Source organism: Pseudoalteromonas shioyasakiensis (genome assembly GCF_019134595.1).
Lineage (GTDB): Bacteria > Pseudomonadota > Gammaproteobacteria > Enterobacterales > Alteromonadaceae > Pseudoalteromonas > Pseudoalteromonas shioyasakiensis_A.
Genome location: NZ_CP077770.1, coordinates 774,512 through 788,266, shown reverse-complemented (window position 1 = coordinate 788,266; position 13,755 = coordinate 774,512). Strand labels below are relative to the sequence as shown.

At 41.5% G+C, this 13,755-nt stretch carries 12 protein-coding genes; 4 read left to right on the top strand and 8 right to left on the bottom strand.

The window, feature by feature from the left end; translation table 11 throughout:
- The first annotated feature begins 242 nt into the window (after positions 1 to 242).
- Positions 243 to 1,961 carry a glucan biosynthesis protein gene (locus KQP93_RS03715; protein ID WP_217875888.1) on the top strand — a complete coding sequence of 573 codons (1,719 nt, stop codon included), beginning with the start codon at positions 243 to 245 and terminating at the stop codon, positions 1,959 to 1,961.
- Positions 1,933 to 3,915 (top strand): glucans biosynthesis glucosyltransferase MdoH, encoded by a 1,983-nt coding sequence (mdoH, locus tag KQP93_RS03710; protein ID WP_217875887.1) that lies wholly within the window; start codon positions 1,933 to 1,935, stop codon positions 3,913 to 3,915. The genes KQP93_RS03715 and mdoH overlap by 29 nt, the downstream gene beginning before the upstream one ends.
- Positions 3,916 to 3,967: 52 nt before the next feature.
- Here mdoH and KQP93_RS03705 read toward each other — a convergent pair whose 3' ends face one another.
- The 7 genes from KQP93_RS03705 to epd all read right to left on the bottom strand — a co-directional run bounded on the left by KQP93_RS03705 (position 3,968) and on the right by epd (position 12,106).
- Positions 3,968 to 4,936, bottom strand: a complete 969-nt coding sequence (locus KQP93_RS03705; RefSeq protein ID WP_217875885.1) for a PstS family phosphate ABC transporter substrate-binding protein — start codon at positions 4,934 to 4,936, stop codon at positions 3,968 to 3,970.
- A 91-nt stretch (positions 4,937 to 5,027) separates the two neighbouring features.
- Positions 5,028 to 6,368, bottom strand: coding sequence for a phosphate regulon sensor histidine kinase PhoR (gene phoR, locus KQP93_RS03700; protein WP_217875884.1), 1,341 nt, complete (start codon positions 6,366 to 6,368; stop codon positions 5,028 to 5,030).
- Positions 6,369 to 6,424: 56 nt separating this feature from the next.
- Positions 6,425 to 7,114 carry a phosphate regulon transcriptional regulator PhoB gene (gene phoB, locus KQP93_RS03695; RefSeq protein ID WP_054551169.1) on the bottom strand — a complete coding sequence of 230 codons (690 nt, stop codon included), beginning with the start codon at positions 7,112 to 7,114 and terminating at the stop codon, positions 6,425 to 6,427.
- 146 nt (positions 7,115 to 7,260) lie between these two features.
- Positions 7,261 to 8,211, bottom strand: coding sequence for a porin (locus KQP93_RS03690; protein WP_217875882.1), 951 nt, complete (start codon positions 8,209 to 8,211; stop codon positions 7,261 to 7,263).
- Positions 8,212 to 8,610: 399 nt separating this feature from the next.
- Entirely contained in the window at positions 8,611 to 9,675 is a 1,065-nt protein-coding gene (gene fba, locus KQP93_RS03685; RefSeq protein WP_054560883.1) for a class II fructose-bisphosphate aldolase, read from the bottom strand.
- 196 nt (positions 9,676 to 9,871) lie between these two features.
- Positions 9,872 to 11,047: a phosphoglycerate kinase gene (locus tag KQP93_RS03680; protein ID WP_105174837.1), complete on the bottom strand. Its 1,176-nt coding sequence runs from the start codon at positions 11,045 to 11,047 to the stop codon at positions 9,872 to 9,874.
- Positions 11,048 to 11,089: 42 nt separating this feature from the next.
- The gene (gene epd / locus KQP93_RS03675) at positions 11,090 to 12,106 is read right to left on the bottom strand and encodes an erythrose-4-phosphate dehydrogenase (RefSeq protein ID WP_054551164.1); all 1,017 of its coding nucleotides are present in this window, start codon (positions 12,104 to 12,106) and stop codon (positions 11,090 to 11,092) included.
- Positions 12,107 to 12,556: 450 nt separating this feature from the next.
- Here epd and KQP93_RS03670 point away from each other — a divergent pair, with 450 nt between their 5' ends.
- Both KQP93_RS03670 and KQP93_RS03665 read left to right on the top strand, forming a co-directional pair.
- Entirely contained in the window at positions 12,557 to 12,841 is a 285-nt protein-coding gene (locus tag KQP93_RS03670) for a type II toxin-antitoxin system RelB/DinJ family antitoxin (RefSeq protein ID WP_199530155.1), read from the top strand.
- Positions 12,838 to 13,116 (top strand): type II toxin-antitoxin system RelE/ParE family toxin, encoded by a 279-nt coding sequence (locus KQP93_RS03665; RefSeq protein ID WP_217875880.1) that lies wholly within the window; start codon positions 12,838 to 12,840, stop codon positions 13,114 to 13,116. The genes KQP93_RS03670 and KQP93_RS03665 overlap by 4 nt, the downstream gene beginning before the upstream one ends.
- A 14-nt stretch (positions 13,117 to 13,130) precedes the next feature.
- Here the strand turns inward: KQP93_RS03665 and KQP93_RS03660 are convergent, their stop codons facing one another.
- The gene (locus tag KQP93_RS03660) at positions 13,131 to 13,754 is read right to left on the bottom strand and encodes a 3'-5' exonuclease (RefSeq protein WP_217875878.1); all 624 of its coding nucleotides are present in this window, start codon (positions 13,752 to 13,754) and stop codon (positions 13,131 to 13,133) included.
- Position 13,755: the final 1 nt, after the last annotated feature.

Genomic DNA, 13,755 nt, shown 5'->3' with positions numbered 1-13,755 from the left:
ATTTTTGTTTATCCTTTAAGCTATTCATATTAGGGCAAGCTTTCGTTCATTAAACTTCTCCATATTGGTGACGAATAAACAACTGCAACCGTGTAATTGTTTCTCACTAATTTCAAAATTTTACTCTTCGCATTTAGCTGCACCAACTCAAAGCCATTGAGATTATTAGTTTTTATTTTGGGTCCAGTAATTGCTATGAGATATGAAAGAATTAACGTGATTTACGGCTAAAGGAAAATTGAATGAAACCAGAAACCCGAACTAAGCTCTTCAGCGCTATTAAAAAGAAGACCTTCTTGGGCGTATTATTAGCCATCAGCGCAGGTCATAGTTACGCAGTTGAAGACCCAGAGCAGCCAAAAGCAACTGAAACAGAACAAACAGCCGCAGAGGTTCAAGCAACCGAAAATGAAAAACAGCAAGTAAAGGATACTGCTGCTGTTGAGCTTAAGCCTGCAATGATCACGATTCCTGAAGAAAAGCTATTTGAAGTTATCACTGCACGTGCGAAAAAATTAGCTTCAGAGCCATATGTAGCACCTAAAGAGTTAGAGCTTGAAGCATTAACTAGCATTGGTTATCAGGACTACCGTGCGATTCGTTTTCGTACTGAGCAAGCAATATGGAAAGATCAAAGCCTTTATGAGGTGCAGTTATTCCACCCTGGCTTCTTATATCGCTCACCGGTTGCAATTAATACTCTTGAGCAAAATGCCGAAGTAAAAAGTTTACCTTTTAAAACGGATTACTACCGTTATGACGCGACCGCTGCACCATTAGAGCAAGAGATCAGTACTGCTGTTGCCAATACCCAACTTGGCCATGCTGGCTTTCGTTTGCATTTCCCACTGAATAACAATGAGTACAAAGACGAAGTGGCGGTGTTCCAAGGAGCTTCATATTTTCGTTTAGTTGGTCCGCACCAAGTATATGGTCTGTCAGCTCGGGGGCTTGCAGTTGATACAGCACTGAGCTCAGGCGAAGAGTTTCCTGTTTTCAAAGAATTCTGGTTAGTAAAACCTGCCCCCGAAGATACTACCATCGTGCTCTATGCGTTATTAGATAGCCCATCAGTGTCGGGAGCCTATCGTTTTGAACTAACTCCATCTACCAACACTGAAGTAAAAACCGAGATGCAAATTTTTGCCCGTAAAGACATCAAAAAGCTCGGCATAGCCCCGCTAACTAGCATGTTCTACCACGGTGAAAACAGTACCAAGTTTTTTGATGATTACCGCCCTGAAGTACATGATTCTGATGGCCTATTAATGCAAACAGAACAAGGTCAATGGATTTGGCGTGCACTGAATAACCCGAAGAAATTAAGTGTCACTTCGTTTAGCTACGAGAACCCTAAAGGCTTTGGTTTAGCACAGCGAGACCGAGATTTTAATAACTACCTTGATACCGAAGCGCATTATCACAACCGTCCGAGCATGTGGATTGAGCCTGTGGGTAATTGGGGTAAAGGGCGTGTTGAGTTAGTAGAGATCCCAACAGATACCGAAACTAACGACAATATTGTTAGCTACTGGGTGCCAGAGCAGCCAATGAAAGCTGGTGACAGCTTAAGCTTTAGTTACAAGCTGTCGACTTTCAATGCCACGCTTGCAACTCAAGATAAAGCGAGTGTGTTAAGAACCCGAATTGGTAGTGCAGCATTACCTGGTGAAGACAATCCACCACCAAAAAGCCACCGCCAATTTACCGTTGATTTTAGTGGCGAAACGATTAATCAACTATCAGCTAATTTTGCCATGCAGGCGGATCTTACACTCTCAGCTGGGAAAATAAGCGATAAAACGGTACAGCAGTTACCAAACAATCAAGGATGGCGCGTAGCATTTAAAGTGGCGCCAGAGGGAGATAAGCCTGTTGATATGCGCTTATCGTTAAAACTACGTGATAAAGAAATCAGCGAGGTATGGAGCTATGTCTGGTATCCAAACGACGTCCAATAGTAAAGCATTAAAGGCAACAGCAATGCCATTTAAGAAAACCCGCGCTTGGCTTTTTTCAAGCCTTGCGCTCACCATTACCGCCTATGGCGTGTGGATCATGTTCGATATTTTAAATTCTAACGGCATGACACCCCTTGAGTACGCTTTACTGGCATTATTCACAGTTACCTTCGCGTGGATTGTTACAGCCTTTTGTAGTGGCTGTATGGGCTTCATCCTGCAATTATTTCGTATTGACCCGTTGACCTTAAAACGTCAAAAGCCAATCGAGATTAATCAGCATGCCTTGAGCCAAACTAAAACAGCCATTGTTATGCCTATCTACAACGAAGATACAGAGCGTGTCATCGCCGGTTTTGAAGTAAGTTTACGCTCGCTGGCTAAAACAGGGCAAATGCCGCATTACGACTTTTACTTGCTAAGTGATACGCAAGACCCTGAAATTGCACGTAATGAACTTAAAGCGTGGAATGCACTTACTGAGCGCTTAGGTGATTTAGCAAAGCATACTTTTTATCGTCGCCGTGAAGATAATAAACACCGTAAAGTGGGTAACTTAACTGACTTTTGTGAACGTTGGGGTAGCCAATACGATCACATGATTGTGCTTGATGCCGATAGCATAATGACGGGTCAATGTATGCTTGAACTGACTTCAAGCATGATCAGCAACCCAAAATCAGGTTTGATCCAGACGATCCCTATTCCAGTTCGCCAAGACACGTTTTTTGGTCGCTTTTTACAGTTTGCATCAATTTTATATAGCCCAATGTTGGCAACTGGTTCTGCTTTTTGGCAAACAAACCAAGCAAACTACTGGGGCCACAATGCGATTATTCGCGTTGAAGCATTCACAAAGTGCTGCGGCCTACCTGTTCTAAAAGGCAATGCCCCATTTGGTGGTGAAATCTTGAGTCATGACTTTGTAGAAGCTTCTCTGCTACATCGTAGTGGTTGGGATGTACTTCTGCTTAGCGATGTTGAAGGTAGTTACGAAGAAGTACCAAGTAACATTCTGGATTACGCGATTCGTGATAGACGTTGGGTGCAAGGTAATATCCAGCATTTAGGTTTACTACCTAAATCAGGTCTTAAGCTAATGAGTAAAATGCATTTTTTATTTGGTGCCACAGCATATATTTCATCGTTAATTTGGTTATCGATGCTGGCATTAAGTACCTTAGATGCAGTAACTCGTGCACTTAATAGCGACGTGTACTTTAACCATGCTTATCAACTTTTCCCAACCTGGCAAATTGCTAAAACGGATTTAATTGATTCGTTGTTATTTATTACAGCTGTATTGTTGTTACTGCCTAAATTAATGGGCGTAATTGTGACTCTAGTGCATCGTAATAAAGCCTTTGGCGGTACGATGAAGTTAATTGCCAGTTCACTCATCGAAACTATTTTTGCGATTGTGATTGCACCTTTAATGATGGTATTTCATAGCTACTTTGTCGTGTGCGTATTTTTAGGCAAAAAAGTTAGCTGGGATGCACAGCCTCGCGAAGGCAGAATGGTGCCGTGGAAAGAAGCGATTGGTTATACGTTATTTTCGACTATTACCGCGATTATCTGGGGCTCAGTTGCCTACTATTACACACCGACCTTCTTTTGGTGGTTATCACCTATTTTAGTAGGCCTTATTTTAGCAGCGCCAATTGTACGCTATTCAAGCAGCATCGGCTTAGGTGTGAAAATGCGTGAAATGGGTTTATTTTTATGTCCAAGTGAAGTTGAAAATGATGATACCTTAGTGGCACTTCGTGTACATCAACAAGAAATTGGCTTGCCAAAAGATGAACACGCTGACTTTAATGTACCAGCATTACCCAATGAATACCCAACGGTAATGCCTATTCAAAGCTTTAAGGCACCCTCGGGTAAAAAGCGCAAGCAAGTACGTATTGCTCAGCAACGTATTAAAGCCAAGCTCTTTGCCAAAAGCTAAACGAAAAAAAACCGCTCAATGAGCGGTTTTTTCATCTATGTCTGTATGGTTGTTACAGAAGGCCTAGCTTTTTAAGTTCAGCCATTGCCATTTTACCTGAAAGTGGCACATAACCATCTTTCTCAACAATTTTTTGACCGTCTACAGAAAGAACCATTTTTAAGAACTCTGCATCGATTGGTGAAAGCGGCTTGTTAGGGTGCTTGTTCACATAAACGTATAAGAAACGAGATAGTGGGTATTTACCTGTTGCTACGTTTTCTAATGTTGCATCAACAAAGTTATCGCCTTTCTTAGAAAGTGGAACTGTGCGTACACCTGATGTTTTATAACCGATACCTGAGTAACCAATTGCGTTCACTGAAGAAGAAATTGACTGTACTACAGATGCAGAACCAGGTTGTTCGTTTACGTTGTTACGGAAGTCACCTTTACACAGTGCTTTCTTCTTGAAATAACCGTAAGTACCCGATACTGAGTTACGACCGTAAAGCTGAATATCTTTTGCAGCCCAATCGCCCTCAAGACCTACTTCGCTCCAACGATTAACTTGTGCATCTGCACCACATTTGCGTGTAGAAGAGAAAATCGCATCAACTTGGTCAATACGTAAACCTTTGATTGGGTTATCTTTGTGTACGAATACAGCTAGCGCATCGATTGCAACGCGTACTTCAGTTGGCTTGTAGCCGTAACGCTTTTCGAATGCTTCGATTTCTTTTGACTTCATACGACGGCTCATTGGGCCGAAGTTTGCTGTACCTTCAGTTAATGCTGGAGGAGCAGTTGAAGAACCCGCTGCTTGGATTTGAATGTTTACGTTTGGATAGAAGCGTTTGTACTCTTCTGCCCAGAACGTCATCATGTTTGCAAGCGTGTCAGAACCTACAGATGAGAAGTTACCAGAGATACCACTTGTTTTAGTGTACTCAGGCATATCTTTATCAACTGCAGCTGCTTGTGCTGATACAAATGTTGTTACAGCCACACCCATTGCGGCAACGAGATTTTTGAATTTCATAGGGGTTACTCCGATTTGTTCGTCCCATTTCCTAACTGCGGTCTACTCTAATGACACTAGATGACAGTTAGATTACCCTTAAATGACATTTTTATGACTTTGCAGTTTTTTTGGTTTTTTCAATTTTTTCTGCAATACGCACGACTTTTTCGCTACCAAATGCAAACGCAAAGGTCGAGCCTTGTCCTAATTTACTGCTGATATCTAAACGACTATCATGCCTTGTAAGTACATGTTTTGTAATTGCTAAACCTAGCCCAGACCCACCTGTCGTACGGCTACGCGCTTTATCGACACGATAAAAACGCTCGGTTAAACGGTTAATATGCTCTGCGGCAATACCATCACCATTATCGGTCACACTAAATGCGGCTTGGTTATCTTTAAGCTGCCAATCAACCACAATCTTGCCACCTGGCTTGGTGTAATGAATGGCATTAAAAACAAGGTTAGAAAAGGCACTACGTAATTCGTCTTCGGCCCCTTTAATATCTAAACTCGTATCAACATTAAATATAAGCTCATGGCCTTTGTCCTGGTTCAATGACTGTGCTTCGGTTTGAATATAGGTAAGAAGCTGCGGCACATTAACCGGCTTATCGTTATCTTGCCGACGTGCCCCTTCAATACGCGACAACGACAGTAATTGATTGACCAAGCTATCCATACGCTTACATTGCTCAAGCATGGTTGTTTGCGCTTTTTGCCACATTGCAGGAGGTGGTAAGCTATCTGAATCAAGCATCTCTAAGTAACCGGTTACCACAGTAAGCGGTGTTCTTAGCTCATGAGAAACATTGGCCACAAAGTCTTTACGCATCTGCTCAAGTTGCTTTAAGCGAGTAACATCACGCACCACCATCATCAACTGTGAACTTGCATAGGGCATAACACGAAACTCTAGCGTTTGATCGTAGCTGTGGCCACCATCAAGCTCGAGCGGTTCATCGAAACAGGCTTTATGCATGTACTTTGCAAACTTAGGATCGCGAATAAGATTATCCAAGCGTTGCCCATGATCAGTAGGCCACTGTAACCCTAAAACCTTTAAAGCCAATTGGTTACACCAAATAATGCTAAGATCTTTTTGTAATACCACCACCGCATCAGGCACAGCTTCAGCGCCATCACGAAAGCGGCGTATTAAATCTGCCAATTCATTGCGTTTTTTTCGGTTGCGATGTTGTAAGTGATAGATCCCTTCAAAGACTTGCTCCCACGCTCCCTCCCCTTCGGGTGGATTAAAACTACGTTGATTCAGAAGCCAATCGCTGAGGCGATATAATTGATGATAATGCCAAATTAAAAGTGCAAAAGAGCCTAAAAATAAAAGCAAAAAAGGCGCACCTACAAGTACGCCAACTAATAACAAGGGTAAGAAATACATAAACAGGCGTTTTGCTAACGCCTGTTTATTCACTACTCGATACATACACTCACTTTACCTTAAGTATGTAAATTAGCTTGTTAAGGTCATTGCCATGACACTTATAATTTACTTGAAAAACGATAGCCTGCACCGCGAACGGTTTGCACTAAACGGTCATGCCCTAATGGTGCAATCGCTTTACGTAGACGACGAATATGTACATCAACAGTACGGTCTTCTACATATACATTTGTTCCCCATACATGATCAAGTAATTGTTCACGGCTGTAAACACGTTCAGGATGCGTCATGAAGAAATGTAGTAATCTAAATTCAGTAGGCCCCATATCTAATTCACTACCTTCTGATGTTACACGGTGTGAGATTGGGTCAAGGCGTAAGCCATGAACTTCAATGGCTTCTTCTAATGAGGTTGGTGAAACACGGCGAATAACCGCTTTAATGCGCGCCATTAATTCTTTAGGAGAAAATGGTTTGGTTACGTAATCATCAGCACCTACTTCAAGGCCGCGTACTTTGTCTTCTTCTTCACCGCGAGCTGTCAGCATAATGATAGGGATCTGACGAGTATATTCGTTTTGCTTAAATTTCTTAGCAATTTGAATACCGCTACCACCAGGTAACATCCAATCTAATAAAACCATATCTGGGTATGGTTCGACCATAGCTTCAATTGCAGAGTCATAATCTTCTGCTTCAATTGCTTGAAAACCATTTTGCTCTAAAACAAAAACCAGCATCTCTCTGATAGGCGCTTCGTCATCGACGACTAGTACTTTACGTGACATTCCAATTTATCTCTTTCGTTAGCGAACTGGTTTCATTATTATGACTAAGTATGACATTTTTATGAAAGTCTAACGAGTAATTGAAAAAGCGCAAAAGAATCAATGCAAAAATAGCCATTTTTTACGCTTAAATAGCAAATTTCGGATTAAAAGTCATACCTTAAAGTGACTGCGAGATGATCTTCGTCAGTATTATTATCTAGTGAAAATTGCGTATACCACATGTACATACGTGCTTGTTTTGACAGGCTTCGTTCAACCCCAATAGACGTACCACTCCCCGAATCTTTCAACTTACCAAAGCTGCCATCAGTATCTTGGTATTGCGCCAATAACTTATATTTATCGATTTTGTAAGATGCACTCACTAAAAAGCCATCTTCTTTATCGGAACCTGTAACTTTTTCACTTTGCTGATACATACCACCTAAAGTTAAATCGCCTAATTTACCTTGCGCCGTAAACCGCGTTGTATCATAACCAGCTACTTTACTGTCGTGGGCAACACTTACAAAGTAAGGCGTTTTCTTAAATTTACTATCACCATACATAAATGCCGCAGAAACACCGGTTTCTTCATCTTGTTTGGAATTATCTTCAGCAATATAGGTGACCACAAATTGCATATTGCCAACAATTGGCGAGCTATAATGAACCACATCGCCAAGGCGATTTTCCCCATTGAACAAGGCTTTAACATCACCGTTAAAGTCGTTCATTAAATCAACCTTACCTTGCGATTTTTTTAACGCGGTATCGTGACGACCAAGCACTACCTGCCCATAACTGCCTTGTAGACCAACATATTGATTACGAGCGGTAATATTCTCTTCAGTTTTACCATCGCTATCTTGATCAGCCGCATTTACTGCAAACTCAAACTTATATACGGCTTTTAACCCATCGCTTATTTCACCGCTGCCTTTGATCCCCATACGAGAGTTATAGCTCTCAATAGACGTTTCACTGCCATCGCCAGTGTCGCTATTAGCAACCCCTAAATGGGCCCGACCATACACATCTACAGCTTCGGCAGCACTATGAAAAGAAATAATGCACATTGCAAAGCTCGACAACATCATGGCAGGTTTATTCATGGTAGCGATCCTCATTTTAAGCAATAACTTAAAAATCGAACATAAAGGGCTTTTGGTCAAGGCGAGGAGGAGATATTTCACATAAAAATCACGGATCACTGATCTACCAACTCAATCAGATCAGGATCAGGTTTTTACTAAGAAGATCAACTTCAGATCAGTTTTTTACTTAGAGAATAAGATAACTTGTTGATTTAATGTTAAGATGCTCAGCATTTCGTTTAAAAGATGAGCAAAGAAAAGCCTGTGATCAGTATACAACTAGTAAAATAATGATCCGTGAAAGCTAAGCTTAGTAAAACAGTGATCCTGAAAAACACGAGTAAGTATATCGCTGATCCGCCTTGATCAAAGCATAAAAAAACCGGCATAAAGCCGGCTTTTTCAATTTATTATCAATTACTTAATTTGTGGATCAAGTTCACCTGATAAGTATTTAAGATGCATATCATCTAAAGAGATAGGCTTGATCTTACCAGCTTGACCTGCCGTACCAAATGCTTCGTAGCGAGCAACACAGATCTCAGTCATTGCTTTCGTTGCTTCAGCTAGGTATTTACGTGGATCAAAGTTAGCTGGGTTTAAAGCTAAGTGACGACGAATTGCACCTGTTGATGCTAAGCGAAGATCGGTATCGATATTTACTTTACGAACACCGTATTTAATACCTTCAATGATCTGCTCTACTGGCACGCCATATGTTTCAGGGATTTCGCCACCGTATTGGTTAATCACTTCTAACCACTCTTGTGGAACAGAAGAAGAACCATGCATTACTAAGTGTGTGTTAGGAATACGCGCGTGGATTTCTTTAATACGATCAATCGCTAAGATATCGTCTGTTGGTGGACGAGTAAATTTGTACGCGCCATGTGATGTACCACAAGCGATAGCAAGTGCATCAACCTTAGTTTTACTAACGAAATCAGCGGCTTCTTCAGGATCTGTTAGCATTTGATCAGTAGACAATTTACCTTCAGCACCAACGCCGTCTTCTTCACCTGCTTCACCTGTTTCAAGTGAACCTAAAACACCTAACTCGCCTTCAACAGACACACCACAAGCATGTGCCATTTCAACTGTTTGACGTGTTACATCAACATTGTATTCGTAGCTTGAAGGGGTTTTACCATCAGACATTAATGAGCCATCCATCATAACTGATGAAAAGCCTAACTGGATTGAGCGCTGACATACACCAGGTGAAGTACCGTGGTCTTGGTGCATTACAACTGGAATATGAGGCCATTCTTCAACGGCTGCTAAAATCATATGACGAATAAAAGGGGCACCAGCATAAGCACGTGCGCCTGCTGAACCTTGTACAATTACCGGGCTGTTTGTTTTGTCAGCCGCTTCCATAATTGCACGCATTTGCTCTTGGTTATTAACGTTAAAGGCAGGTACGCCATAACCATTTTCAGCTGCATGATCAAGAAGTTGTCGCATACTGATTAAAGCCATTTGGTATTCTCCAAATTGTATCGACAGTAGTTTCCTACTATCTAGTTTGAACGGATAAGTTATTTTTTGATGCATCACTGCATCACGAAAAGCTCGCGCCTACCGTAACAGCTGTAAATAAAACGAGGGTGAGAGGTATTTTATTAACAGCTAAACCAGCGTAATTACCTAATAATTACGCTGGCATACGCACTAATTACTTAGCACGTTCTTCAAGCATAGCAACTGCTGGTAATTTTTTCCCTTCTAAAAACTCAAGGAAAGCACCACCACCGGTTGAAATGTAAGAAACTTTATCGGCAATGCCGTATTTATCAATCGCTGCAAGCGTATCACCGCCACCAGCAATCGAGAATGCACTTGAGTTAGCAATCGCATCAGCAATAGCACGTGTGCCGTTACCAAATTGGTCAAATTCAAATACACCTACTGGACCATTCCATACAACGGTGCCCGCATTAGCAATGATTTTTGCTAATTGGTTTGCTGTATCAGGACCAATATCGAAGATCATGTCTTCGTCTGTTACTTCATTCACATCTTTTAATGTTGCCACTGCAGATTCTGAGAACTCATTGCCTACAACAACATCAGTTGGTACCGGGATTTCACCGTTATTAGCTTTTGCCGCAGCACTTAATTTGTTTGCTTCATCAATTAAATCAGCTTCAAATAAAGATTTACCTACTGGGTAACCTGCTGCTGCGATGAAGGTATTAGCGATACCACCACCCGTTACAAGTTGGTCAACCACTTTAGAAAGTGAATCAAGTACAGTTAACTTAGTCGATACTTTAGAGCCACCAACGATAGCAACTAAAGGACGAGCTGGGTTATCAAGCGCTTTACCTAATGCGTCAAGCTCTGCCGCAAGTAGTGGACCTGCACATGCAACATCAGCAAATAAACCCACACCGTGAGTAGATGCTTGTGCACGGTGAGCCGTACCAAATGCGTCCATTACGTAAACATCACATAATGCAGCTAGTTTTTTAGACAGCGCTTCGTCGTTTTTCTTTTCGCCCGCGTTAAAACGCACGTTTTCGAAAACAACCACTTCGTTATCAGCAACGTCTACGCCTTCTAAGTAGTCTTTTTCAAGACGAACTGTTTGCTCAAGGGCATCATTTAAATAATTAACCACAGGGGCAAGCGAAAACGCTTCATCATATTCCCCTTCCGTAGGGCGGCCAAGGTGTGACATCACCATTACTTTAGCGCCTTTTTCTAACGCTAATTTGATAGTTGGTAATGCTGCACGAATACGCGCATCAGAGGTCACTTTACCTTCTTTTACAGGCACATTTAAATCTTCACGAATTAACACGCGTTTGCCGTTTAAATCTAAATCTGCCATTTTAATGACCGACATGGACTTCTCCTTAGTTAACGATACTAATATTATATTTATAAATTATTGGCTTACAGCCATCATCGCACGCGCAGTGTCGAGCATACGATTCGCAAAGCCCCACTCATTATCGCACCACACTAACAACTTTATCAGTCGTTTATGACTAACACGTGTCTGAGTGCCATCTATGATACAAGAATGTGGGTCATGATTAAAATCTACCGATACCAATGGCTCTTCTGTGTAGCTTAAAATACCGTCAAGGCGGTCTTTTGCAGCTAACTTAAGTGCCTGATTGACAGTCGCTAAATTCACATCGGTATTCACTGTTACACTTAAATCCATCGCCGTCACATTGATAGTTGGTACCCTAACAGCAATGGCTTCAAAGCGACTATGAAACTTAGGCAAAATACGCTCAATACCACGAGCAAGCTTTGTATCCACCGGAATAATAGACTGGCTTGCAGCGCGAGTACGACGTAAATCATGATGATACGCATCAATCACTTGCTGATCATGCATCGAGGCATGAATCGTTGTAATAGCCCCAGATTCAATCGAAAATGCGTCATCCAGCACTTTAATTACTGGCACAATACAGTTTGTGGTACATGAACCGTTTGAAACAATCGTATGTTCAGCTTTTAGCTCATCATCGTTAATACCATACACAATTGTGGCATCAACATCAGCATCTGCAGGCTGTGAAAACAATACTTTTTTTGCACCAGCAGCTAAGTGTAGTTCTGCATGTTCACGAGAGTGATACACCCCAGTACATTCAAGAACCACATCAACATCAAGAGTTTGCCAAGGCAGTTCTGCAGGGTTTTCTTCTGCAAATAAGGCTATAGAGTCGTTAGCAACCGTTAAAGTATCTTCACCAAGATTAACAGGGAATGAAAAGCGGCCGTGAGATGTATCGTATTTAAGGAGATGGGCAATGCCCTTAGGGTCGGCTAATTCGTTAATAGCGACAATTTTGATTTGATCTTCAAGCCCTGATTCATACAGAGCACGGACGATGTTGCGCCCGATTCGACCAAAACCATTAATTGCAAGTTTGATTGCCATGAAGAAGAAAATCCACTCTATTTGCTTGCAGATAAAGGCAGCTGCCTTTTAGATGGCGGTATTGTAATCGACCTTTGAAGTTTTTATAAGAGGGCAAGGTAAATAAAAGTTGCTTAGCATGTTTTAGATGGCGCAGTTTTGGTAATCGACCTTACACATTTTTATAAGAGGGCAAGGTAAATAAAACTACTTTAACAACCCTAGATGGCTCAATTTTGGTAATCGACCTTTGAAGTTTTTATAAGAGGTCAGCCAAAATAAAAATTGCTTAGCATATTTTAGATGGCGCAGTTTTGGTAATCGACCTTAAACATTTTTATAAGAGAGCAAGGTAAATAAAGCTACTTAGTTAGTAAATTACCACTCAGCTTAGCTCTAATTAAAAAGTGAGTTAGTTGCCCAACCCTCACGCTAGTGCTAACATTTGTACACACAGATAAGGAGTCTAGCATGGATACCAGAATTCAATTTCGAGTTGATGAAGAAACTAAACGACTTGCCCAGCAAATGGCACAAAGCCAAGGTAAAACACTTAGTGATGCTTGTAGAGAACTCACTGAACAACTAGCTGAGCAACAAAGAAAAGCGCTGTCTCATGACGCTTGGTTAACAGAGCAAGTAAATCAAGCTTTTGATAAATATGAGGCTGGTGAAAGTACGTTTATCGACAACGAAACAGCTAAATCCCGCATGGCTGAGCGTAAAGCAAAAATACGCAATAGAGGCAATCTATGATCCTGTGGGAAGATGAATCTTTAAATGATCGTGAAAAAATCTTCGAATATCTTTATCACTTTAACCCAAATGCTGCAGACAAAACCGATGAGCTGATTGAAGCCAAGGTAGAAAATTTATTAGCACAGCCTTTGATGGGCGCAGAGCGTGCAGGCATCAAAGGGCGACTGCTCATTATTCCAGAAATATCGATGATTATTTCCTATTGGGTTGAGGGTGACACAATACGTGTAATGCGTGTTTTACATCAAAAACAAAAATTCCCCCAGGATTAAATAGCATCTCTTATTTAAATCAGCTCCCCTACTTTCAATGCCTTACCACGACTAATTTGATGACATTGGGCTAAGAATAACTCGGCCGTCGCCATGGCATCCGTAAGGGCATGGTGCGAGCTGTAATGCGGTAAGTTGTAGCGTTTACGGCATTCACTAAGTGTTAAATCATCGTGGCCTATTTCGTGGCCTTGCTGATGCAAGCGCTTTTTTTCAATAACAAAGGTATCAAGAATTAAACGCGCTTTTGCATCTAAGCCAAGCGTTCTGCACGCCTGTTTTAAAAACCCCCAATCAAGTGCCGCGTTATGAAACACTAAAATACACTCACCAAAATGCTGATGCAGCTTACCAAGAATCGTTTCGAGGCTTTCACCTGTATCTATATCTTGTTTTGCAATACCGTGATAAATCGGGCTTTGCTCTAAGCTTTGCACGTCTTTATTTATTAAGTGCTGCGCACCGCTGAGTTTAATGCACTGATCTTCAATCATTACCCACGCCACCGAGACTATTTCGTGCTGGCGAGGGTCAAGGCCCGTTAATTCCATGTCTATCACTACGTAGCGCTCTTTATAGGCATCGGCTGCCAAGAGTTGCTTGCGCGCTAAATACCGACTTAACCAGCGTTTAACCATA